The 21,533-nt window shown below is 70.1% G+C and carries 18 protein-coding genes; 9 read left to right on the top strand and 9 right to left on the bottom strand.

What is annotated here, in order from left to right:
* Window positions 1-9: 9 nt before the first annotated feature.
* Window positions 10-657: a tetratricopeptide repeat protein gene (locus ACIPFH_RS11560; protein WP_401825251.1), complete on the top strand. Its 648-nt coding sequence runs from the start codon at window positions 10-12 to the stop codon at window positions 655-657.
* An 85-nt stretch (window positions 658-742) separates the two neighbouring features.
* Here ACIPFH_RS11560 and ACIPFH_RS11555 read toward each other — a convergent pair whose 3' ends face one another.
* Complete coding sequence (locus ACIPFH_RS11555; protein ID WP_401825250.1) at window positions 743-2,641, bottom strand: SMI1/KNR4 family protein; 1,899 nt, start codon at window positions 2,639-2,641, stop codon at window positions 743-745.
* 341 nt (window positions 2,642-2,982) lie between these two features.
* On the opposite strand from ACIPFH_RS11555, the gene ACIPFH_RS11550 reads away from it, so the two are divergent.
* From ACIPFH_RS11550 to ACIPFH_RS11540, 3 genes are all read left to right on the top strand, one after another.
* A complete protein-coding gene (locus tag ACIPFH_RS11550) occupies window positions 2,983-3,417 on the top strand; it encodes a Zn-ribbon domain-containing OB-fold protein (protein WP_401825248.1) in 435 nt (144 codons plus the stop codon).
* A 62-nt stretch (window positions 3,418-3,479) separates the two neighbouring features.
* The gene (locus ACIPFH_RS11545; RefSeq protein ID WP_401825246.1) at window positions 3,480-4,724 is read left to right on the top strand and encodes a CaiB/BaiF CoA transferase family protein; all 1,245 of its coding nucleotides are present in this window, start codon (window positions 3,480-3,482) and stop codon (window positions 4,722-4,724) included.
* A gap of 57 nt (window positions 4,725-4,781) precedes the next feature.
* The gene (locus tag ACIPFH_RS11540) at window positions 4,782-5,960 is read left to right on the top strand and encodes an acyl-CoA dehydrogenase family protein (protein ID WP_401825244.1); all 1,179 of its coding nucleotides are present in this window, start codon (window positions 4,782-4,784) and stop codon (window positions 5,958-5,960) included.
* 805 nt (window positions 5,961-6,765) lie between these two features.
* Here the strand turns inward: ACIPFH_RS11540 and ACIPFH_RS11535 are convergent.
* From ACIPFH_RS11535 to eno, 6 genes are all read right to left on the bottom strand, one after another.
* Window positions 6,766-7,632 (bottom strand): 3-hydroxybutyryl-CoA dehydrogenase, encoded by an 867-nt coding sequence (locus ACIPFH_RS11535; protein WP_401825242.1) that lies wholly within the window; start codon window positions 7,630-7,632, stop codon window positions 6,766-6,768.
* A 171-nt stretch (window positions 7,633-7,803) separates the two neighbouring features.
* The gene (locus ACIPFH_RS11530) at window positions 7,804-8,724 is read right to left on the bottom strand and encodes a LysR substrate-binding domain-containing protein (RefSeq protein WP_401825240.1); all 921 of its coding nucleotides are present in this window, start codon (window positions 8,722-8,724) and stop codon (window positions 7,804-7,806) included.
* A gap of 109 nt (window positions 8,725-8,833) precedes the next feature.
* Complete coding sequence (locus ACIPFH_RS11525) at window positions 8,834-9,940, bottom strand: alcohol dehydrogenase catalytic domain-containing protein (RefSeq protein WP_401825238.1); 1,107 nt, start codon at window positions 9,938-9,940, stop codon at window positions 8,834-8,836.
* A gap of 59 nt (window positions 9,941-9,999) precedes the next feature.
* Window positions 10,000-10,551, bottom strand: coding sequence for a carboxymuconolactone decarboxylase family protein (locus ACIPFH_RS11520; RefSeq protein ID WP_359121931.1), 552 nt, complete (start codon window positions 10,549-10,551; stop codon window positions 10,000-10,002).
* 24 nt (window positions 10,552-10,575) lie between these two features.
* Entirely contained in the window at window positions 10,576-11,580 is a 1,005-nt protein-coding gene (locus tag ACIPFH_RS11515; RefSeq protein WP_401825236.1) for a VOC family protein, read from the bottom strand.
* Between the two features lie 60 nt (window positions 11,581-11,640).
* Window positions 11,641-12,951 (bottom strand): phosphopyruvate hydratase, encoded by a 1,311-nt coding sequence (gene eno / locus ACIPFH_RS11510; RefSeq protein ID WP_401825234.1) that lies wholly within the window; start codon window positions 12,949-12,951, stop codon window positions 11,641-11,643.
* Window positions 12,952-13,395: 444 nt separating this feature from the next.
* Here eno and ACIPFH_RS11505 point away from each other — a divergent pair, with 444 nt between their 5' ends.
* Complete coding sequence (locus ACIPFH_RS11505; RefSeq protein WP_401825233.1) at window positions 13,396-13,989, top strand: NADPH-dependent FMN reductase; 594 nt, start codon at window positions 13,396-13,398, stop codon at window positions 13,987-13,989.
* A 293-nt stretch (window positions 13,990-14,282) separates the two neighbouring features.
* Here the strand turns inward: ACIPFH_RS11505 and ACIPFH_RS11500 are convergent, their stop codons facing one another.
* Window positions 14,283-15,371: a LacI family DNA-binding transcriptional regulator gene (locus ACIPFH_RS11500; RefSeq protein ID WP_401825231.1), complete on the bottom strand. Its 1,089-nt coding sequence runs from the start codon at window positions 15,369-15,371 to the stop codon at window positions 14,283-14,285.
* Between the two features lie 183 nt (window positions 15,372-15,554).
* Between ACIPFH_RS11500 and ACIPFH_RS11495 the strand changes: the two genes are divergently transcribed.
* The gene (locus ACIPFH_RS11495; RefSeq protein ID WP_401825229.1) at window positions 15,555-16,334 is read left to right on the top strand and encodes a fumarylacetoacetate hydrolase family protein; all 780 of its coding nucleotides are present in this window, start codon (window positions 15,555-15,557) and stop codon (window positions 16,332-16,334) included.
* A 155-nt stretch (window positions 16,335-16,489) separates the two neighbouring features.
* Here the strand turns inward: ACIPFH_RS11495 and ACIPFH_RS11490 are convergent, their stop codons facing one another.
* A complete protein-coding gene (locus tag ACIPFH_RS11490; protein ID WP_401825228.1) occupies window positions 16,490-17,758 on the bottom strand; it encodes an MFS transporter in 1,269 nt (422 codons plus the stop codon).
* Window positions 17,759-18,493: 735 nt separating this feature from the next.
* On the opposite strand from ACIPFH_RS11490, the gene ACIPFH_RS11485 reads away from it, so the two are divergent.
* Genes ACIPFH_RS11485 through ACIPFH_RS11475 form a run of 3 tightly spaced genes read left to right on the top strand, consistent with a single transcriptional unit; the run spans window position 18,494 to window position 21,124 of the window.
* Window positions 18,494-19,498, top strand: a complete 1,005-nt coding sequence (locus tag ACIPFH_RS11485; RefSeq protein ID WP_401825226.1) for a C-terminal binding protein — start codon at window positions 18,494-18,496, stop codon at window positions 19,496-19,498.
* Window positions 19,495-20,547, top strand: a complete 1,053-nt coding sequence (locus tag ACIPFH_RS11480) for a phosphotransferase family protein (protein WP_401825224.1) — start codon at window positions 19,495-19,497, stop codon at window positions 20,545-20,547. Before ACIPFH_RS11485 ends, ACIPFH_RS11480 begins: the two co-directional genes overlap by 4 nt.
* 46 nt (window positions 20,548-20,593) lie before the next feature.
* Window positions 20,594-21,124: a cupin domain-containing protein gene (locus tag ACIPFH_RS11475; RefSeq protein ID WP_401825222.1), complete on the top strand. Its 531-nt coding sequence runs from the start codon at window positions 20,594-20,596 to the stop codon at window positions 21,122-21,124.
* Window positions 21,125-21,533 lie beyond the last annotated feature (409 nt).

Raw genomic sequence — 21,533 nt, 5'->3', positions numbered from 1 at the left:
GGCAGGAGTATGCAAGGGCAGGACTGGATCGAACGGGCGGGAGAGCTGTTCGAAGTGGCGATGTTCGGCGGGGACACGTCCGCGCTGGCCCGGGCCGATGACGTGCTGGACGCGGTCGAGGCGCCGCTTTCCCTGGCACGAGGCAAGGTGCTGCACGTCCGCTTCCTCAACGACCGGGAAGAGAACATCCAGGAACTGGTGCTGTTCGAGCGCGCGGCCGAGTTGTACGAGCGTCTGGGAGACGCGTCGGGTGAGGCGGAGGCCTTGTTCTGGGTGGGCTGCTGGCACCAGGTGGTCAAGGGTGCCGGCGCCACCGGCAGGCCATACTTCGAGCGGTCGTACGCACTGGCGAAATCCGTGGACGACCGGATGACGATGTCCTATGCGATTCGCCATCTCGGCTTCGCCGACAGGGACGCGGGCCACTTCGATCAGGCCCGCGAGCGGTTGACCGAGTCGGTGACACTGCGCCGGGAGATCGGCTTCAGGCCCGGGGAAGCGGCCGGCCTGGTCGCACTGGCCTACCTCGCGGCCGAAACCGGCGATCCGACGGCCGCGTCCCACCACCTCGACGAGGCGCAGTCGGTCGCCGAGAGCAGCGGTGCCAAGGCCGTGTCGGGGTGGATCGAGCAAGCCCGCACGCACATCCGCTTCTAGGATGCGATCAACGTGACCTGAGCCACGGCCGGTCGTCGTCGGCGGGCGGGCCCGCCTTCCGCAGGGGACGCGGGCCCGCTCGAGTTCACCGCTGGTGTCGCGGGGAGCCCAGGTAGGCGTAGCCGAATCCCTCGCCCGGCCGGGGCTCCCGGGTCCAGGAGCGGGTGGTGAAGGTGTGGAGCCGGCCTTGGGTCAGCGCGAAGCGGGGGAGCGAGAGCCCGAGTACGACGTGCAGGGCGTCCAACGCGCGTAGTTCGCAGTCCGGTTCCGGGTCCTCGGGACGGAACAGCCGTTCGGGATCCAGGGCCTCGGGTATCGCGCCGAAGCGCTGGATCTCCGTACCGCGCACGGTGAACGAGTAGAGTTCCTCGCCCTGTTCGGCCACCGACAGGTGGAAAGCGGCCGGATGGCCACCCGGGGATCTCGGGTCCCGCCACACCACCACCGCGCGGCCGGACGAGGAGGCGGCCGGAGCGGGGGACAGGAACAGCTTGCTCAAGTGGCGCTGGGAGTAGCCGTCGAAGGCGAAGGCCCACGCTTGGGCGGTGCGACCGACGGCGACCACGGCCCGGTCCTCCCAGAGTTCCACACCCACTTGCTCGTGGGGGGCGAGCGCCCGCCAGGACGCCGTGCGCGGATCCGTGGGCGCACTCAGTTCGGCGCCTTCCTCGCCGATCAGGGCGGGCAGGCGGCCGGGGTCGATCCCCTCGACCCAGACACAGCGGTATCCGTCGAGCGGCTGCCGGTTCGTCGCAGGATCCGCCAGCCAGGTGAGGCCCGGCCGGTCGAGATCGGGCACCGCCTCGGGAGCGGGTCCCGTCTGCCCTGCCCGCGGAGTCGCGAGGATCTCCCGCCCGCGCTCCGGGGTGATCAGCGGACCCAGGACCCGATCGGCGAGCAGGCCGATCGGGGCGATCAGCGAGGGCCCGGGTGCTTCCCACAGCGGGAGCGCGTCCCGCAGCACCCGCCACGCGGCATCGGTCGCCCCCCAACGGGCCGACTCCCGGGCCTCGGCGACGGCCCGACCCCATGGACCGGAAGGCGCATAGCGGTGGGTGCCGTCCCGCATCGCGCTCAGTACGTCCTCGGCGGTCGTGCGGGCGGCCCCGCGAGCGGTCATCATCCCGAGCCAGTGGTCGTCCCCGCCCAGCCGCCACTCGCCGCTCGCCGGCGACATGGCCTGCACCGGCAGGATCTCGGAGAGGTAGCGCGGGTCGGCCACCAGGTTGCCGTAATCCCGGGAACCCTGTGGAGCCAGCACATGCCGGAGCTGGTTCAGCAGGACGGCGCTCCCCGGCCGTCCGAAGGACAGCGCCTCCTCGAGCAGGGGCAGGGCCTGCTCGTACCGTCCGCGCAGGGCCAGCAGGCGTGCCTCCTCCACATGGGCGTCCTGGGCGCGCGTGGTCGCGTTCACGAAGCCGGCCAGTTCCGCCCGGTCGGCGTGGAAGCCGCGGTACATGGCCTCCATGTACGCGCGGAACGACGGGTAACGGTCCGGTAGTTCACCGCTCCAGCCCTTGTAGACGTAGAGCGCCCACTCACCGTCCTGGTCGCTGTCTCCCGGGTCGAGCAGGGCGTACGACATGTCGGAGTCCGTCTCCAGCCGCAGCGCTCGCTGCCACATCCCGGCGAGCAGGACATCCTCCTCGCGTGGGTTGTCGTCCAGAGCCTCCTCGTACAGCGGGGGCATGTCGTGCGGATCCTGGAACCAGTCGATGTCCGCGACGCCACCGAGCTGATAGACCCCGGCCATCTGGTCCACGTTCCACCCGTCGCTCACGGCCAGGAACTCCCGGTACGACGGCGGCAGCCGCCGCCCCAGCCGCTCCTCGGCCGCGACGATGGCCGCCTCGTCCGCCCCTGCCCTGCCCAAGGAGACGACCTTCCGCCCGCCGTCCCCGCCCTCGTCCTCGTCCGCGCGCGGAACCCACTCTTCCTGCCAACGTCCCAGCAAATCGTGCCAGTTGAAAGACTCGCCACTCATGGCTGGATGGTGTCATCCGGCACTGACAACGGCGCCCCGGCCCCTTCCCGGCGCAGGACCCCAGACCTTCGGATCACGCAGCCAGTCGGGCTTGAGACCGCGCAGCGCGGGGGGAGCCGCCTCGCCCGGTCGTCGACGCCTGAACGGCCGTCGCGCGCCCGGGGGCACGCGACGCATAGGTCCGGCGTATGGCCTCGGGCCCGGTGAACGGCACGTGTTCCGCGCACAAAGATGCGTCAGTACGTCGTTGACCGGCGATCCGCCACAGGGCCAGGGTGGAGGAACCCAAACGGATCCCGACCAGCCGATTCCGGTCACCGAAGTGCGTGCAGGAGGCCGCGATGCTCCAGACGGAAACCCGCGAACCGACCGAGTTCACGGACGACCACGAGGCAACTACCGCAGCCACCGACGCGGCCCCCACGACAGATGCACCGGCAGACCACCGGGAGCTTTTTTTCCAGCGCTGCCGGTGGTGCGCCACCACGGCCTACCGCCGTTCGTTCTGCCGCGCCTGCGGGTCCACCGCCTTCACCCGGGCGCGCAGCGCGGGCTCCGGGATCGTCGTGCGCCGAAACGGCCACGTCCCGCTCAACACCTGGTTCGTCGCGATGGACGAAGGCTTCCATCTGCTCTGCCAAGTCACCGGATCGGCGCCGGTCGCCGTCTCGGTGGGGGCACGGGTCAGCGTCGTACGGCCCGTCGGCCCCCACGACCAGGGCCTGCCCCTCGTCGAACTCACCCATCCGGCACCGCCTCTGGAGCGCTGGTGGTGACGGTGGGCGGCCGGGACCCAGCAGCCACGTCGCACCGGCGGACGGATCAGAGAGGAGGGTGCGTGAGCACCCAGCACAACGCGCCGGACGAACCGGTCGCCGCTCGCGACAGTGAAGGACGGGGCGCGCTGGAGGGTCTGCGCATCGCCGACTTCTCCCGGGTCCTCGCCGGCCCTTACGCCACCATGCTCCTCGCCGACCTCGGCGCAGAGGTGATCAAGGTCGAGCGGCCGGGCAGCGGCGACGACACCCGGGCGTGGACACCTCCGGTGGATCACGAGGGCACCTCCACCTACTTCCTGAGCGTCAACCGGAACAAGAGGTCGGTCGTCCTGGACCTCACGACCGACGCCGGACGCGAACAGGCTCGTGCGCTGGTCGCCGAGTCCGATGTGCTGGTGGAGAACTTCCGCCCCGGCACGATGGAACGGCTCGGCCTCGGCCCTCGCGAACTCCGTGCCCGACAGCCGGAGTTGATCTACTGCTCAATCAGCGGCTTCGGTGGCGGCGCGGGCGCGGCGATCCCCGGATACGACCTCCTCGTACAGGCCCTCGGCGGTCTGATGAGCGTGACCGGAGACGCCACCGGGGAGCCGGTGAAAGCGGGGGTGGCCCTGGTCGACGTGATCACGGGCTTGCACGCCTCCCTCGGCATCCTTGCCGCGCTCCGCCACCGGGACGCCACGGGAGAGGGACAGCGGGTGGAGGTGAATCTCCTCGGCTCTCTGCTGTCGGCCATGGTCAACCAGGCGTCCGCGTACGCCGTCGCCGGGGTGGTCCCGGGCCGCATGGGCAACGCCCACCCCAGCATCGCCCCGTACGAGACCGTTCCCACGGCCGATCGCCCGATCGCGATCGCGGTCGGCAACGACCGTCAGTTCGCGGCGCTCGCCGACATCGTCGGAGAGCCGGGCCTCGCTCTCGACGACCGTTTCCGTGCCAACGCCGACCGCGTCGCCCACCGCACCGCACTGCGGGACATCCTGACCACCCGGCTCAGCACGGCCGGCGCCGATCACTGGTCAGCCGCCCTGTTGGCCGCCGGAGTGCCGGCCGGACCGGTCAACACCCTCGACGAGGCGTTCGCCTTCGCCCACAAGCTCGGCCTCCCCGGCATCGTCGACATGCCCGACCCATGCGTCGACGCAGCGGACAGCAGGCCGGTGCGTCAGGTCGCGAACCCCATCGCGCTCAGCGGCACACCCGCGCAGTACCGTCTGCCACCGCCGCGCCTGGGGGAGCACACGGCGGAGATCCTGCACCGACCTTCCGACCGCACACCCGCGCCGGACGGAGCGGTCACCTGACCGCTCGCGGCACTGGACACCACCGACCCCACCCCACACACACCTCAGGAGCTCACGATGAGCGGCGCCAAGCCCATGAAGGATCCCCTCGACCTGCTCGACCTCTCCTCCACCCTCAGCGACGAGGAACGCGAGATCCAGGCCACCGTCGCCAAGTTCCTCGCCGACCGGGTCCGCCCGCATGTCGGCGAGTGGTTCGAGAACGCCCACTTCGCCCGCGAACTCGTCCCGGAACTCGGCAAGTTGGGGGTTCTCGGCATGCACCTCGACGGCTACGGATGCGCGGGGACGAGCGCGGTCGGCTACGGACTCGCCTGTCTGGAACTGGAGGCCGCGGATTCCGGCTTCCGCAGCTTCGTCTCCGTGCAGGGCTCGCTGTCGATGTTCTCCATCTGGAAGTGGGGCTCCGAGGAGCAGAAGCAGGAGTGGCTGCCCCGGCTCGCCGCCGGGGAGGCGATCGGCTGCTTCGGCCTCACCGAGCCCGACTTCGGCAGCAACCCCTCCGGCATGCGTACCCGGGCCGTCCACGACGGCGCCGACTGGATCCTCGACGGCTCCAAGATGTGGATCACCAACGGCGGCATCGCCGATGTGGCCACCGTCTGGGCACAGACCGAGGACGGTATCCGAGGCTTCCTCGTGCCGCGCGGCACACCCGGCTTCACCACACAGGACATCAAGCAGAAGATGTCCCTGCGCGCCTCCGTCACCTCAGAGCTGTACTTCGACAACGTGCGGCTGCCCGACTCGGCGCGACTGCCCCTCGCGGAAGGTCTGCGCGGACCCTTGTCCTGTCTGAACGAGGCCCGCTTCGGCATCCTGTTCGGCGCGGTCGGCGCGGGCCGCGACTCCCTCCAGGCGGCCATCGAGTACGCCGACTCCCGGGTGCAGTTCGACAGGCCGATCAGCGCTTTCCAGCTGACCCAGAAGAAGCTCACCGACATGACGGTGTCCCTGGGCAACTCCGCGCTCCTGGCCCTGCACCTGGGTCGGCTCAAGGACCAGCACCGCATCAGGCCCGAGCAGATCAGCGTCGGCAAGCTCAACAACGTCCGGGAAGCGCTCGCCATCGCGCGGGAGTGCCGTAGCATCCTGGGCGCCAACGGCATCTCGCTGGAGTACTCGCCGCTGCGCCACGCCAACAACCTGGAGTCCGTGCTGACCTACGAAGGCACGAGCGAGATGCACACCCTGGTCGTCGGCCAGGCGATCACCGGCCAGCCGGCGTTCCGCTGACCGCCTGAGGCCGGGGGAGAGCACCGTGAACGACGGCGTACTCGCCAGCAGGTGCCAGACTCGGGTGCCGAACGCACCTTGTCCCAAGCCGACCACACCTTCGGCTGAAGGAGAGGTACCGACCTTGGGATCCACATCCGCGACGACAGGCGTCACGGTGCTGCTGACCACCGCGAGGGTCCCGGCAGCCGCCGTCTGACAGCGGCGGACGCCGGCCTGGTCCTCGCCGGCGACGCGACCATCGACGGTCGGGCGAGCGTCGGCCCCGTCGTCGTCGTGACTCCCGGCAGGCGGAGCGCTTCAGGGAATCCCTCGCCCGTCACGGCGCGACGAGCGTCCACGCGACGGAGTCCACGACGAGGCCGAGTTCCTCGCCACGTCCGCCGCCGAGGCCCTGGAGGTCGCGGTCCGCCGACGCCTTGGAGATCGCCGTCCGGGAATGCGCTGCCGCCGTGTGAACACCGGCGATCGCCGTGCGCCCGGCACCCTGGCCCGGCCCTTCAGCTCTCCCGCGCCGAGCGCGAACGGCTGCGCCGGAGCTGCCGGCCCGGGCCGGGCCGCCCGGGACGGGACGGTCAGTGCCGGTGTGCCTGCGGGACTCACCGGCTTGGCGCGCGTCTGAGTGACGTCCCCAACGGGGTGTTCACCTCGGCCTGGGTGCTGTCCCTGACGACGATCTTCCTCCCTGCCGGGAGGCGTGGAACCACATGAGCCGTCCGCAGGAAGTCCGGCGGCCGGAGATCGGCGGCTCCCGCCCCACGGCGGTGTCCTCGTCGTCCCCGGCACCGACCCGCGCATCATCACATCAGGCGGTCCGGTAGCTGAAGAACCCCTGTCCCGATTTGCGGCCCAGCAGACCCGATTCGACCATGCGGCGCAGCAGCGGGGGAGGGGCGTACAGCGGTTCGCGGTGCTCTTCGTAGAGCGCCTCGCCTATCGCCGCCACGGTGTCCAGGCCGATCAGGTCGGCGAGGCGCAGCGGGCCCATCGGGTGGGCGCAGCCCGCCGTCATGCCCGTGTCGATGTCCTCCGCCGTCGCCGTGCCGGAGCCGACCATTCGCACGGCTGCCAACAGGTAGGGGACCAGGAGGGAGTTGACGACGAAGCCCGCGCGGTCCTGTGCCACAACCGTCTTCTTGCCCAGGACTTCGCCGGCGAAGGCACGCATACGCAGTTCCGTGGCCTTCGAGGTCTGAAGTGAGGGGATCACCTCGACCAGCGGCATGACGGGGACCGGATTGAAGAAGTGCAGCCCGACCACCGCTTCCGGCCGTCCGGTCGCGGCCGCGAGCCGGGCGATGGGGATCGAGGAGGTGTTGCTGGCCAGTACAGCCTCCGGATTCGCGACCACCTGGTCCAGCAGCCGGAAGAGCGCGGTCTTGGCCTGTTCGTCCTCGACAGCGGCCTCGATGACCAGGTCGGCACCGGACAGCCGGGAGAGATCCGCGGTGGACGAGATGCCGGCCAGGGCGTGGGCGCGGTCCTCCGGAGCGAGGGTGCCGCTCTTCTCCGCCATGAGGAGGGAGTCCGCCACGCCCGCCAGGCCCGCACGGGCCCGGTCCTCGGTCACGTCGCACAACGTGACGTGCAGCCCGGCCCGCGCGCAGACCTCGGTGATGCCCCGGCCCATCTGCCCGGCGCCGACGACTCCCACGTGCTTGATCGATGTCATGTGTTCCTCTACCTGTCTCTCCGCTTCGTCGCGGTCGAGCGACGCTGTGACGGTCTGTGGCGCCGAGTCGGGCGTGCACTGGGTAAATTTCTCTGACCTGCGCGAACGATGCGTTTTCCGCGCGCAGATCTGCGTCGCGCAGTGCTGATCGGCTGTGGGCGGCCGCCCGCCTCATCCGTGAGGCCGGTCGGCGGCGGGCGCGTCGGCCGCCGACTCCCGCAGACGGCGGATCACGCCGCGCACCGCGGGCGACGGCTCGCCTCTGCGGTAGGCGCCCACGAGCCGGGTGGTCAACGGCACGTCCGCCAGCGGACGGTAGGCGACTCCCGGTATGCGCACGCGGCGCAACGAATCCGGCACCAGGGCCACGGCGAGACCGCCGCCCACCAGAGTGAGGGCCGCGATGAAATCCCGTACCGGAGGCGCGCACCGGGGACTGAAGCCGCCCTGCTCGGCCACTTCCAGGATCTGGTCGCGGCAGCCGTACTCCTCGGCGAAGTGCGGGGCCACGAACTGCTCGTGGCGCAGCTCCGCCGCCGGCACCGCCTCGTACGCCGCCAGCGGCGCTCCGTCCGGCAGCGCCAACACGACCTCCTCGGTCAGCAGACAGGTGGTCGCGACGCCGGCCGGGTACTCCGGCCGCCAGCGCAGGAAGCCGACGTCGACATCCCCGCAGGACAGTGCCTCCAGCTGCGCTGGTGTCTCCAACTCGCGTACCTGCACGGTGAGCTGGGTGTCGAGAGCCGCGCACCGGGTGAGGACGTCGGTCAGTACGCCGGAGAAGGCGGCGGAGGCCACGTACGCGATCTCGGCATGCCCCAGCTCCCCGCGACCGGCCCGCCGTCCCACCGCCTCCGCCCGGGCAGCCTGTGCCAGCGTCAGCCGTGCTTCTTCGAGGAAGAGCCGCCCGGCGCTGGTGAGCGCCGGGCGGGTGCGTCGTCCGCGGTCGATCAGACGGACTCCCAGGTGCGACTCCAGCGCCCTGACCTGGGCGCTGAGTGCCGAAGGAGCCAAATGCAGACGGTCCGCCGCGCGCGCGAAGTGCAGTTCCTCCGCGACGATGACGAATGACTCCAGCCAGCGCAGTTCCATCGGCTCCTCCGTCGTACCGGGCGCACCAGCCGCGGGTTCGGCCGGTGGAACGGGCACCCCGCGGCGGCGTCAGGGCAGGACAGGACCGCCGCAGGGTGAGTGCGAGCCGTCAGGGGATGACGACGTAGTTGCTGAAGCCGCCGTCCCGGTCATCGAGTCCCGAGATCGCCTCGTTGACCCGGGCCAGCGGGAAGGGCTTGGCCTGGAGGTAGGACAGGTCCAGGGCGCCCGTGGCCGCCATGTCGGCGAGTTCCTGTCCCTGGGCGGTGCTGAACCAGTTGGATCCGATCAGCTGGACCTGCTCGTCCATGAGCCACTTCACGTCCACGGGCAGCCGGTCGGCCACGCCTCCGACGTTGACCACCCTGCCGCCCCGCCGGACGCCCTGCATGGAGTCGAGCATCGTCTCCACCGGCGCCTTGGCGCCGAGGGCGCTGATCACGTAGTCCGCGCCTTCGCCGCCGGTGAGGGACTTCGCCCACTCACCGGTGGAGCCGTCACCCAGCCGGAAGACCTCGACCCTCGCCGGATCCAGTTCCCTGACCCGCTTGAGAAGTTCCTCGTTGCGGCCGGTCCCGAGGACCCGGGAGGCGCCGGAGGCCAGTGCGAGCACGGTCGACGCGACGCCGAGGGTTCCCGTGACCCCGTCGACGAGCGCGACCTGGCCCGGACCGGCCGCCGCGTTCTTGAGGGCGCCGTAGGCCGTGCCGATGTAACCCAGCTTGCCCGCCTGTTCGAACGTCATGGTGTCCGGGATGTTGACGATCGAGTACTGCGGGGCGGTCATGTACTCCGCGAACCCGCCGTACGGGTAGAGGTCGAAGATCCGCTGGCCGTCACGGGAGGTGCTGAAGTAGCCGTTCAACGTGAAGTAGCGGCAGCGGCTCAGCTCACCGCCCCGGCAGACCTGACAACTGCCGCAGGAGCGCAGGGGGTTCACGTACACCCGGTCGCCCGGCTTGGTGTGCAGCACTGCCTCGCCGACCGCCTCGACCACGCCGGCCGCGTCCAGGCCGAAGATGGCGGGGAACTTCGGCAGCGGCTGGTGCGGGAACCAGGTCGGCCAGTTGTTGATCACGTTGGCCATGTTCGGCACGATCCCGCACGCCTTGACCCGCACCAGGACGTCGGTCGGCCTCGGGCTGGGCACGTCGATCGTGTCCACGGACATCGGTTCACCGAGGGCGTGCAGTCGTGCAGCGAGCATTTTCGCCATTGAAATACTCCTTGAAACTGCTCCGTCCCGGCGGCCGGAGCGGAGACGTTAAGAATTCCCTATGAGTTCGGGAAAGGGTGTGGGTAATTGTCCTCGAGGTCGATTCCCAGCAGCCCCATGATGCGAACGCCGGAGTTGTACCAGGCGATGGACAACGAGAGTTCGACCATCTGCTTGTCCGTCAGCTCGGCGGCGGCGGCACGCCACGTCTCTTCCGAGACATCCACGAGGAGCGTGGATTCCCTGGCGAGGCGCATCACCGCCTTCTCCGTCGCGTCGAACAGGTCGGACGTCTCGAAGTCGGCCACCGCGGCGAGCTGCTTCTCGGTGAGCCCGGCCCCCAGCCCGTGCGACTGGTGGTGCGCCACCTCGTACGCCGACCGGGTCGCGTATCCCACGGTCAGGATCGCCAGTTCCCGCAGCTTGGGGCTGAGGTCGGCGGCTCGCAGCGAGTTGGCGTAGGTCAGGAAGCCGTCCAGCTGGGCCGGCGCCTGGGCCAGGGCGAGGAAGATGTTCGCCGTCGGCACCTTGCGTTCGGCTTCCAGCCTGTCGTACAGAGGCTTCTGCGAATCGTCCGCGTCTTCGCGGTGTAGGTAGGGGACTCGAGCCATGGTGTCTCCTCGGGGACGGAAGGGTCAGTGGGCGGACTGTCCGAGCAGGTACCGCTCGAGGGTCATCGGGTTCGGCGGGTCGGCGGGCGGGATCTGCTCGGCCCCCACGAAGGGCGAAGCCTCGAGGTACCACCTCTCCAGCGCCGGCAGGCCCCAGCGGGCGTTGGTGCTCAGCGCCGCCGCGTCCCAGCGGACCGGCTCGACCTCGGTGTCGATGGTCTGGTAGTGGCTGTTGAAGACCTCCACCCGGTGCCCGTCGGGGTCGCGCAGGTAGGTGAAGAGCATTCCTCCCGGCCCGTGCCGCCCCGGCCCTCGCTCCACGCCGTCGCCATAGCCCTGGATCCCCGCCCAGTCGCATGCGGTGAAGATGTCCCGGCTCTCGGAGACGGTGTAGGCGAAGTGGTGCAGGGCGGGCCCGGAGTTCTCGACGATGGCCAGGTCCAGGCAGGTGCCCTTGCGGTACATGAACGCCCCCAGCAGCTTGTCGCCGTGCTCGAGGTACTCCGAGTTCCTGAAGCCGAGCTCGCTGTAGAACGCGCACAGCGCGTAGGTGTCGGGGGCGAAGATCTGGTAGTGGTCCAGACGCTGCGCGTGGGCGCCCCGGTAGGAGGCGAAGTCGATGTGCAGCCTCGGCCGGGTCTCCATGTGCGCGCACAGCTCCAGGGGCGTGCCGATGGGGTCGCCGACGTGCAGGGTCCTGCCCTGATACGGGAGGTCGACCCACTCGGCGGGCAGCCCGCGTTCGCGGAACCAGGCGTACGCGAGGTCGAGGTCCTCGTCGAGGAAGACCCGGTAGCCGACCCTGCGGCAGGTGCCGCCGCCTCCCTCGTCCAGCTCCAGGACGAGGCTGTGGTGGCAGGCTTCTGCCAGGCCGCGCAGGTAGCAGGTGCGTTCGTCCTCGTCACTGACGACGAGTCCCAGCACGTTCACGTAGAAATTCCGGCTCTCGGCGAGATCGGCGACCGTGAGACGCACATGGCTGGAGCGGGTGATATTGAAACTCGGGCGCAGATTGACGGGTGGCAGCATGCTGGTCTCCGTGCTCCGATCGGGCTCTGGATTTCGTTGACTTTAATACTTCGGCGCTGTTTACGGTTTGGGCGCCGAGGCTTGGGGCGCGGTGAACGGGAAGGCGGACCAACCACTGAATTCCGCGGATTCACCGAGGGACTCCTCGATGCGCAGAACCTCGTTCCACTTGGCCATGCGCTCGGAACGGGTGAACGAGCCCACCTTCAGCTGGCCCGCGTCCCATCCGACGCTCAGATGGGCGATGGTGACGTCCTCGGTCTCGCCGGATCGAGCCGAGACGATGGTGCCGAAGCCGGCGTCCTTTCCGGCGCGCAGTGCCTGGAACGCCTCTGTGACCGTTCCGGCCTGGTTCGGCTTGACGAGGACCGCGTTCGCCGCTCCGCCCGCCGCCGCGGCTTCGACGCGCTTGGCGTTCGTGACCAGGTAGTCGTCGCCGATCACCTGGCAGCGGTGGCCGTAGCGCCGGGTGAACTCCAGCATGCCCTCGTGGTCGTCCTCGCCCACCGGGTCCTCGACGGACAGGATCGGATAGTCCTCGATCCAGCCGCCCAGCATGTCGACCAGCGCGGTGGTGTCCAGGGTGCGGTTGTCCAGGGCCAGGGCGTACCGTCCGCCGTTGCCGAACTGTGAGGCCGCGACGTCCAGGGAGATGCCGACCTGTGTCGCGGGTGCGAAACCCGCGCTCTCGATGGCCAGGGCCAGTGTCTCCAGCGCCTCCTCATTGGCGCCGAACGCCGGCCAGAAGCCGCCTTCGTCGGCCACCCCCTGGGCCTTGCCGGCCTTCCTCATCAGAGCTCCGGCGGCCCGGTAGATCTCCGCGGTCCAATCCAGGGCCTCGGAGAAGCTCCGTGCCGCGGGACAGACGACCATGAAGTCCTGGACGTCGACGCGGCGGTCCGCGTGTGCGCCACCGCCGAAAATCTGGATCTCCGGCAGCGGGATGCGTACCGGCCGCCCGCCCGCGAGGTGCTGCCACAGGGGCACGCCCGCCGACGCGGCGGTGGCGTGCAGGACCGCCATGGACGTGGCCACGATCGCGTTGCCGCCGAGGCGGCTGCGGTCCGGTGTTCCGTCGAGGTCCACCAGCAGCCGGTCGACGGTTTCCTGGTCCGTGGTGTCGAGGTCCACAAGAGCGGGCGCGATCTCGGCGTTGACCGAGCCCACCGCGCGGTGGACATCGAATCCGCCGAAGCGGCTGCCACCGTCGCGCAGGTCGAGGGCCTCGCCCTGGCCCGTCGACGCACCGGCCGGTGCGATGGCCCGCCCGACCGCGCCGTCCGCGAGGTGAACCTCGACCTCCACGGTCGGCCGGCCGCGTGAGTCCCACACCCTGCGGCCGTGGAGCCTGGCGATCCGCGCGTCTGTCATGGCGGTGCAACCTTTCGGGGGGCAGGAATTTTTGGGTTCGGACTCGAAGTCGTAGGCCGGAGTCCGGAGTTCGGGACTGGAGCAGTGAGGAACCCCCAGGGCCCGGCCCGCCGAGGAGGCGATCGCCGTACTCGCATCCGTATCGGACGCGAGCCGACCCGCTGGACGAAAGGTGCTCGCCGCTACGCCCCCTCAGCAATGCTAACGATAGCGCAATCGTGGGGAGATGCAGCGGCTCTGTCAAGGGGGTGTAGCTGCTCGATGTGCGTGAATATGCTGCTGAAGGCCACTTCTTGGCCCTTCGGAACCTCAATGCTATCGTTCGCACTGATCTGGTGCGCCATCAAGTACTCCGGCGGACCCGCGCTCTCCTGGACGGACGGACAGCACAGGCGGCGTGGGTCCGTCGGGCCGCATCCCGACCGACAGGAAAGCGAGCCCCACATGACGCTTCAGCCCTCCGCGGCGCCCTTGACCCTCACGACCGTCGTGGCCAGCACGCGTCCGGGGCGGGTGGGCAGATCCGTCGCGGACTGGTTCTTCCTCCGGGCCGCGGAGTGCGACCAGTTCGAGTCGCACACCGTCGACCTGTACGAACTCGCTCTCCCGTTCTTCGACGAGCCGAATCCCCCGGCCCTGCGGCAGTACACGAAGAGCCACACCCGCGAATGGAGCCGGATCGTCGACGCGTCGGACGCGTTCGTGTTCGTCACCCCCGAGTACAACGGAGGCTTCCCCGCCCCGTTGAAGAACGCCTGGGACTACCTCGTAGGGGAGTGGCAGCACAAGCCGGCCGCCTTCGTCAGCTACGGGGGCGTCTCGGCGGGCACTCGGGCGGTGCAGATGGGCAAGCAGATCGTGGCGAACCTCAGGATGCTGCCGATCGGGCCGACCGTGAGCATTCCGTTCATCGGCGAACTCGTCGAGGACGGCGTGTTCCGGCCCGGGAAAATACACGAGGCCGCCGCCGAGCAGGTGCTCGACGAACTCGCGCGCACCGCCCGCGTCATGCGGCGGCTGCGCACCGAGACGCACTGAAGGGCGCAGTCAAGCGCACTGACCTGATGCCCCCGGCCCCTGGGCCCCGGCCCTGGCCCCTGGCCCCTGGCCCCCGGCCCCTGGGCCCCGGCCCTGGCCCCTGGCCCCTGGCCCCTGGCCCCCGGCCCCTGGGCCCCGGCCCTGGCCCCTGGCCCCTGGCCCCTGGCCCCTGGCCCCCGGTCCCCGGTCCCCGGCCCCGGCCCGGCCGATATGCGAAGCGCCCGGAACCAAGTCTCCGGGCGCTGTCGCTTGCGTGGGCGGCGGCGGGGCCTGCGTGGCGGGCAGCCCCGGCTTCAGCCGGACCCGGGCTCGGAGGATCGGGACCCGGTCCGGGAGGACCGGGACTCGGAGGATCCGGACCCCGACCGGGCCTCTCCGTCCGGCGGCGCCGTGCTGCCGCGCGCGATCAGCGAACCGGGGGAGAGTGACGTGTAGGGGCTGTCGTCGCCGGGCTTCGTCTTGAGCCGGCGCAGCAGCCAGAGCGCGCAACCGGTGGCCATCTCCTGGATCGGCAGACCGATCGTGGTGAGTCCGGGCCCCCACCAGGAGAACCCCGGCTCGTCCCCGAAGCCGACCACGGACAGCTCCCCAGGCACCTTCACACCCCGTTGGGACAGCTCTTCCAGGACGCCCAGAGTGAGCTGGATCGATCCCAGTACGAGTGCGCTGGGCGCGTCCGGACCGTTCAGCAGCCGGCGCACGGCCCGGCGGCCGTGGTCCACGGAGGACGGCGGGCCGAGCGCCGTGTGCCCGGCGTCGTCGGGCAGGCCGCCTTCCCTCAGGGCGCTGCGGAAGCCGCGCAGTCGCTCGGCGCCCGTGGGCAGTTCCTCGGGTCCGCCGACATACGCGATGCGGGTGTGGCCCTGGGCGACCAGATGGGCCGTGGCCTGGCGCAGTGCCTCGTGGTCGTCCACGCCGAACCACTGGGCGCCGAGTGAGGGGTGGCGGCGCAGCAGCTGGAGGTGCGGGAGGCCGCGCAGGAGCTTGACCGAGTCGTTGTGCGGGCGGGCCGTGGGCACGATGATCACGCCGGCGACGCGGTTGGCGGAGAGCTCGCGCAGATGGCGCAGCTCCACCATCCGGTCGTCGTCGGTCTCCGAGAGCATCAACTGGAAGCCCTCGGCCTCCATGTTCTTGGACAGTTCGTGCGCGATGGTGGAGTAGAAGCTGTTGCGGATGTCCGGGATCACCAGCGCGACCACGTTGCTGGAGGCGCCGCGCATCATGCGAGCCGCTCGATTGCCGACGTATCCCATCTCGGAAGCGGCCTGACGGACCCGGAACTTGGTCTCCTCGCTGATGCGGGGGTCGTCGGAGAGCGCGCGGCCGACGGTGGAAACCGAGATTCCCAGGCGTTCGGCGATGTCCTTGGTCGTGATCACGTATGGCCCCCTCGAGGTGACTGGTCCCGTGCCGTCACTTTCCGTGTGCCAACGATAGCATTCTCGTAGCGCTCCGTGGTCGGAGAAGCGGACGCACCGGGCTGGTCATCGCATTTGTGCTAACGTTAGCACTGCTGGATAGGGTGTGCAGCCGCCCGTGGCTGCCTGGTTGCGGAGGTGTCCGTGCGGATCGTCAGGTATGCCGTCGGCGGCGAGTGTCACTACGGAGAATGGGAAGCGGATGAGGCCGGGATCGCGAGGTTCGAGGGCGATCCCTTCACCGGACTGTCCCCTGCGGGGTGTATCGACGAACTGAGTGACGTCGTCCTTCTCCCGCCGCTCGTGGCGCCCCGGATTTTCGGGTTCGCGTACAACTATGCCGCGCACGTCGAGGAGACCGATCGTGATGTCCCGGAGGTTCCCGTGTGCTTCATGAAGCCGAGCACCGCGGTGATCGGACCGGGCGATGCCATCGTCTATCCGGCGGACGGTGAACTGATCCATTTCGAAGGTGAGTTGGTCGTCGTCATCGGAAAGAAAGCCCGCCATGTAAAGCCCTCCGAGGCCCATGAGTACATCCTCGGATACACCTGCGGAAATGATGTCAGCGACCGCATTGTGCAGCGCAGGGAAAGCGCGTTCGGAACGCTGCTGATCGGCAAGGGGCAGGACACGTTCGCGCCCCTCGGGCCGGTCATCGCGACCGGACTGGACCCCTCGGACCTGGCGCTGACGACCCGTGTGAACGGAGCCGTCGCGCAGTCCGCGAGCACCGCCGACCTGCTGCTCGCCGTTCCCGACCTCGTCGGTTACCTCAGCCGCTATCTGACGCTGCTGCCCGGAGACGCGATCATGACCGGCACACCGGCCGGCGTCGGGCCGATCCGGCCCGGCGACGAGGTCGAGGTGGAGATCGAGGGAATCGGCGTGCTGCGCAATCCGGTCGTGGCCGAGAGCCGCTGACGCCGAACATCCGTCGGGCGGCACACCTGAGGGTTGTCCGCCGGCACCGGACCCCGCTCCCTGATCCGCCCTGATCAAACGAAAGACCCAAGGGGCCTGCCCACCGCTCAGCGGTGGCAGGCCCCTTGGTGTGAGGGACGCGGGGGGTGGGTCCGCTAACGGACCGCGTTGTTGAACCGCGAGGTGCGGACGAAGGCCAGGGCGGCGACGCCCAGCAGCGGCAGGAGCGTGACCTGGAGCAGTCCGGCCCGGCTCCAGCCGTAGGCCTCCACCAGGGCGGCGAAGAGCAGTCCCGAGAACGCCGCCGGTCCGTAGTAGCTGGTGACGAAGAGGCCTGAGGCGCGTCCGATCTGTCCGGGGCGGACGGCCCGCTGCATCGCGCTGTTGGAGTTGGGGTAGACGAAGCCCAGCCCGAAGGCGCCCATGAGGAAGGCGAACACGCACTGCACCGCGACCCCCGCATGCGTCTGGTAGATGCACACGCTTATGGCCGAGACGGCCAGCAGGCTCAGGATCAGCAGGTTGCGCTGGTCGAAGCGGTCGCCGAGCCAGCCTCCGAACACGGCCGTCATGCCGCCGAAGCCGAGCAGGCTCATGGCCAGGGCCGCCTGTCCGGCGGTGTAGTGCAGCGAGGTGATGAGGTAGGTCGGGTAGAGGCCGAGGAACCCGTAGATGGCCACACCGCTGACGACCGAGTGGACGGCCAGTGCGACGGTGTTGCGGTTGTAGGCGGAGGCCGGCATGTACTCGTGAGTCCTGGACGAGACCGTCCTCTCGGCGGAGTGCTCGGTCAGGCCGGTCCTCACCAGGAAGAGGGAGGCGGTGGCGATCAGCAGCCCGGCCGTGCCGAACAGGTAGAAGGGCGCGTGCCAGGTGCCGTGCGTGCTCATGAGCCGGACGCCGATGAGCGGGGCGATGAACACGCCGATCGAGTAGCCCACGCCGATGACGCCGAAGGCGAGGCCTCGCCGGTGGGCGAAGAAGGCGCCGATCGCCGCGAAGATGGCGGCGGACTGCATGCCCTCGCCGAAGCCGGAGACGACCCGGTACAGCGTCATGTCGGCGAAGCCGGTCGCCAGCGGCGTGGCCATCGTGCCGAGGGAGTAGATCACGATGCTGACCAGCAGCACCGTCTTGCGGCGGAACCGGTCCAGGAGGTAGCCCGCGGGCAGGCCGGCCAGGGCCATGCCGAGGGTGAAGTTCGTCGCGAGCAGTCCGCCCTGCTCCAGGGAGAACCCGTACTCGGCGCGGATGTTCGGCAGCAGGGGCGGGAAGACCTGCCGGTCCATCGCGTTGACCATGTAGGAGAGGACCACCAGCAGAAAGCCCACCCCGGTCATGACGCGGGAAAGAGGGGCCCTGCTGGCTTCCTGAGTGTCTGCGGCCGGTGCCGCGCCGGTGTCGACTTGCGCTGCGTGAGTCATAGCGGCTCCTGGGAGGAAAGGGTCGCGGCAGGCCGCGGCGGATCCGTCGCCGTACGGGTCGTATGGGCGATGACGAGTCGTGGTGAGCTGAACACGGACTCGAGACGCGACGGCGATGCCGTCGGCGACTGACGGAATGGGGACGACAAGCTGCCGCGCGGTCGGACGCCGCAGCGGAATTCAGCCGTATATCGCCCGTCGGGGACGTCCGTGGCTATGGAGTCTTCGACAGCCGGACACCGTGTGGACGCTTATCGGTCACACGGTCGGCGCTGGCAGAAACCATGAGGGGAATATCTCCGGTGCGTCAAGATGTGCACACCGGTTTTCTTCGGTGGGCCTTCATTTCGTGTGCCTAGCCTGGCGCGGAGGAGCCGTATGGCCCCGACGCGGGGCGCGGCCGAGCTGAATCACGGCGGACACTTGACGTGCCGAAGAGGCTCAATGCTATCGTTAGCATCACGTGGCTGTGACAGAGTGACTCGACGTGCCCCGGCATCTCGTGACCCGATCCCCGGACATACCGCGGCGCCCGTACCGACCACAAGACGGTGCGTGCCGACGACCCCCGACCCGAGATCAGCGACCCCTTCCGCCTGCCCACGGCGGCCGACGGCCGCCCGGAGACGCCTACGGCCGCCCTCCGGGCGGCGACTGCACCCGCTCCTCGGACGCGACCGGGCTCCACGCCCGGCCGTCCGTGGCGGCGGCACGATTCAGCGAGGACGACCTGCCATGAAACCACCGAGCCGCCCCGGCACCGTGCTGCTCACCGACTACGCCTGGCCCGACGACACCGTCGAGCGATCGGTCATCGAAGAGGCCGGCCACACCCTCGTCACGGGACCCGCCGATCCCGCTTCCGCCGAGGAGATCGAGAAGCTGGTGGCCGAGCACCGGCCCGCCGGAATCCTCACCTGCTGGGCCCCCGTCTCCGCCACCGCGATCAGCAGCTCGCCCGGCCTGCGGATCGTGGCCAGGCTCGGCGTGGGACTCGACAACATCGCCGTGGACGCCGCCACCGAGCGCGGCGTATGGGTCACCAACGTGCCGGACTACTGCGTCGAAGAGGTCTCCGACCACGCCGTCGGCATGGTCCTGGCCTGGACGCGCGGTCTGGCCGTGTCCGACCGGGAGGTCCGCGCCGGCCGTTGGAACCCCGCCGGGGCCCGGCTGCGCCGGCTGTCGGAGCTGACCTGCGGGGTGGTCGGATACGGGCGCATCGGACGCGCCACCGTCCGCAAGCTCGGCGCGTTCGGCTGCCGGGTCCTGGCCCATGACCCGTACCCGCCGAAGGAGGCCAGGGGGGTGGAGATGGTGGGCCTGGAGGAACTGCTGAGCCGCAGCGACGCAGTGATCCTCCACGTGCCGCTGACCCCCGCCACGCATCACATCATCGACGCCGACAGGCTGGCGTCCATGCGGCCGGGCGGGCTGCTGGTCAATGTCAGCCGGGGCGGCCTGGTGGACACCGACGCGGTCGTCAAGGCGCTCGACACCGGGCACCTGGACGGGGCCGCCTTCGACGTACTGGAATCCGAGCCGCACGTCCCCGCCGGACTGCTCCAGCAGCCGGGCGCCCTGCTCACTCCGCACATCGCCTTCTCCTCCGACGCCTCGGTCACCGAACTGCGACGCCGTGCGGCCCAGGAGGTCGTACGGATCCTGGCGGACGAGCCGCCGGCCCACGCCTGCAACGCCCCCCGTAATCCGCCTACCGGGCCGGGGGACCCGCGATGAGCGGAACCCCCGCTGAGGCGAACCCGGAACCCCTGCTGACCGACTTCCTCACCGCACACCATCTCGCCGGAGCCGACGAAGCGGCACGCTGGACGCCACTGGCCGGCGGAGTCTCGTCCGACCTGTGGCGAGTGGACCTGCCGGGCCGCTCCCTCTGCGTCAAACGCGCCCTGGCCAAGCTGAAGGTCGCCGCCGACTGGCAGGCGCCGGTGTCGCGCAACGCCTACGAATGGGCGTGGATGTGCTTCGCGTCCCGGCACCGCCCGGACAGCGTGCCCGAACTGCTGGCGCACGATCCCGCTGCCGGCCTCTTCGCGATGGCGTTCCTGCCCCCCGAGCGGTACCCGATGTGGAAGGCACAACTGCTGCGCGGCGAGGTGCGGGTGACGACCGCCGCGGCCGTCGGGGAACTGCTCGGCCGTCTCCACGCGGCGAGCGCGGGAGACGTGGCCCTGGCCGCGGAGTTCGCCACCGACGACAACTTCCACGCCCTGCGCGTCGACCCCTACCTGCTCGCGACCGCCGCCGCGCACCCCGGCCTGCGCGACACCCTCCAGGGCCTCGCCGACCGTACGGCGAACACGCACCTCGCTCTGGTGCACGGCGACGTCAGCCCCAAGAACATCCTCGTCGGCCCGACGGGGCCCGTGCTGCTGGACGCCGAGTGCGCCTGGTACGGAGACCCGGCCTTCGACCTGGCCTTCTGCGTCAACCATCTGCTGCTCAAGAGCCTGGTGGTGCCGGAGCGCCGGGAGGATCTCCTGCGGTCCGCCCGGGTGCTGGCCGAGGAGTACGGCCGGTGCGTCGACTGGGAGCCGAGGCCGGCCCTGGAGTCGCGGGTCGCGTCACTGCTGCCGGCGCTCCTGCTCGCGCGCGTGGACGGCAAGTCCCCGGTCGAGTACCTCACGGACGAACGGCACCGGCTGTTCGTACGGACCGTGGCGTCGGCCCTGCTCCGCGCTCCCGCCGCCACGGTGGCGGACGTGCTGGACGCCTGGGCGACGGCGCTCGGAGCGCCGACCGGGGTCGGCCGCAGTCAACCCCGTTGACCAACCGACTGGAGCGGTTGGACGGACCGACCGAGGAGAGACGCACATGCGCAGAGTCGTCACCGGCCACGACGAGAGCGGCCGGTCGGTCGTCGTCAGCGACGGCCCCGTCCCACGCAGCCGGGAGTTCACCAGTCTGCCGGGCTGGGTGTCCCGACTGCCCTGGGCCACCGAACCCCGCGAACCCGTCACCCGGAGCGGAGAAGATCCCACGCCGAAGGTCACCAGCCTGCTCCCGGCGCCGGGCGGCACACGTTTCGTGGTCCTGACCTTCCCGCCGGACAGCGCGATGGCCGACCCGGCCTTCGACCCCGTCGCCTTCGATCGCGAGCAGCGGGCCGATTCACCGGGGATCGCGGATCTCATGGAGCCCGACGGCATGCACACGACGCCGACAGTGGACTACTGCATCGTGCTCCAGGGAGAGATCGCCCTCGAACTCGACGACGGCCGCTGTACGCGGCTCTCGGCGGGAGACCTCGTGATACAGAACGGCACCCGCCACGGCTGGCGCAATCGCAGCGACCAGCCGGTCACGATGGCCTTCGTCCTGGTCGGCGTGGGAGACGACGGCTGACCCGGCGCAGCCGCGGACGACGCGGCAGCAGTGGTCCTCTCAGCCGGTGGCCGACGTACAAGGCGCCCTTCGCCCTGGCGGATGGCAGCCGCGAACGAGGTGCGCGAGCAGCTCGGTGTCGCGGCCGCACGGGTCAGGGCGCGCGTCCGCAGCGGCCGCGGGCCGAGGTCCGCCGTGCGTCTGGTGCCCGCTCGTCAGGCCCCCTCCAGAGCAAAGGTCAGGACCGGAGTCCGGCTCGCCACGGCGCTCCCTGTCGCCCCACCGCCTTGTCCTGACGGCCGGCCGAAGTTGCCACGGGCCCAGAGGGGCGGGCGCGGCTGCTCCCGATCGACCTTCGAGTGCTGAGGTCGACTGGTGGCGTAGCGGGCCGCGTTGTGTCGGGGCACGGTCGGCCAGAATGTGACAACGC

The sequence above is a fragment of the Streptomyces sp. NPDC088157 genome (genome assembly GCF_044741545.1).
Lineage (GTDB): Bacteria > Actinomycetota > Actinomycetes > Streptomycetales > Streptomycetaceae > Streptomyces.
The sequence above is the reverse complement of the archived record's forward strand: the minus strand, read 5'-3'. Positions and strand labels throughout refer to the sequence as shown.

Excerpts from the sequence above, each read along its gene's own strand:
- ACIPFH_RS11560 (WP_401825251.1), top strand. The coding sequence starts at position 10 with ATGCAAGGGCAGGACTGGATCGAACGGGCGGGAGAGCTGTTCGAAGTG.
- ACIPFH_RS11555 (WP_401825250.1), bottom strand. The coding sequence starts at position 2,641 with ATGAGTGGCGAGTCTTTCAACTGGCACGATTTGCTGGGACGTTGGCAG.
- ACIPFH_RS11550 (WP_401825248.1), top strand. The coding sequence starts at position 2,983 with ATGCTCCAGACGGAAACCCGCGAACCGACCGAGTTCACGGACGACCAC.
- ACIPFH_RS11540 (WP_401825244.1), top strand. The coding sequence starts at position 4,782 with ATGAGCGGCGCCAAGCCCATGAAGGATCCCCTCGACCTGCTCGACCTC.
- ACIPFH_RS11535 (WP_401825242.1), bottom strand. The coding sequence starts at position 7,632 with ATGACATCGATCAAGCACGTGGGAGTCGTCGGCGCCGGGCAGATGGGC.
- ACIPFH_RS11530 (WP_401825240.1), bottom strand. The coding sequence starts at position 8,724 with ATGGAACTGCGCTGGCTGGAGTCATTCGTCATCGTCGCGGAGGAACTG.
- ACIPFH_RS11525 (WP_401825238.1), bottom strand. The coding sequence starts at position 9,940 with ATGGCGAAAATGCTCGCTGCACGACTGCACGCCCTCGGTGAACCGATG.
- ACIPFH_RS11520 (WP_359121931.1), bottom strand. The coding sequence starts at position 10,551 with ATGGCTCGAGTCCCCTACCTACACCGCGAAGACGCGGACGATTCGCAG.
- ACIPFH_RS11515 (WP_401825236.1), bottom strand. The coding sequence starts at position 11,580 with ATGCTGCCACCCGTCAATCTGCGCCCGAGTTTCAATATCACCCGCTCC.
- eno (WP_401825234.1), bottom strand. The coding sequence starts at position 12,951 with ATGACAGACGCGCGGATCGCCAGGCTCCACGGCCGCAGGGTGTGGGAC.
- ACIPFH_RS11505 (WP_401825233.1), top strand. The coding sequence starts at position 13,396 with ATGACGCTTCAGCCCTCCGCGGCGCCCTTGACCCTCACGACCGTCGTG.
- ACIPFH_RS11490 (WP_401825228.1), bottom strand. The coding sequence starts at position 17,758 with ATGACTCACGCAGCGCAAGTCGACACCGGCGCGGCACCGGCCGCAGAC.
- ACIPFH_RS11485 (WP_401825226.1), top strand. The coding sequence starts at position 18,494 with ATGAAACCACCGAGCCGCCCCGGCACCGTGCTGCTCACCGACTACGCC.
- ACIPFH_RS11480 (WP_401825224.1), top strand. The coding sequence starts at position 19,495 with ATGAGCGGAACCCCCGCTGAGGCGAACCCGGAACCCCTGCTGACCGAC.
- ACIPFH_RS11475 (WP_401825222.1), top strand. The coding sequence starts at position 20,594 with ATGCGCAGAGTCGTCACCGGCCACGACGAGAGCGGCCGGTCGGTCGTC.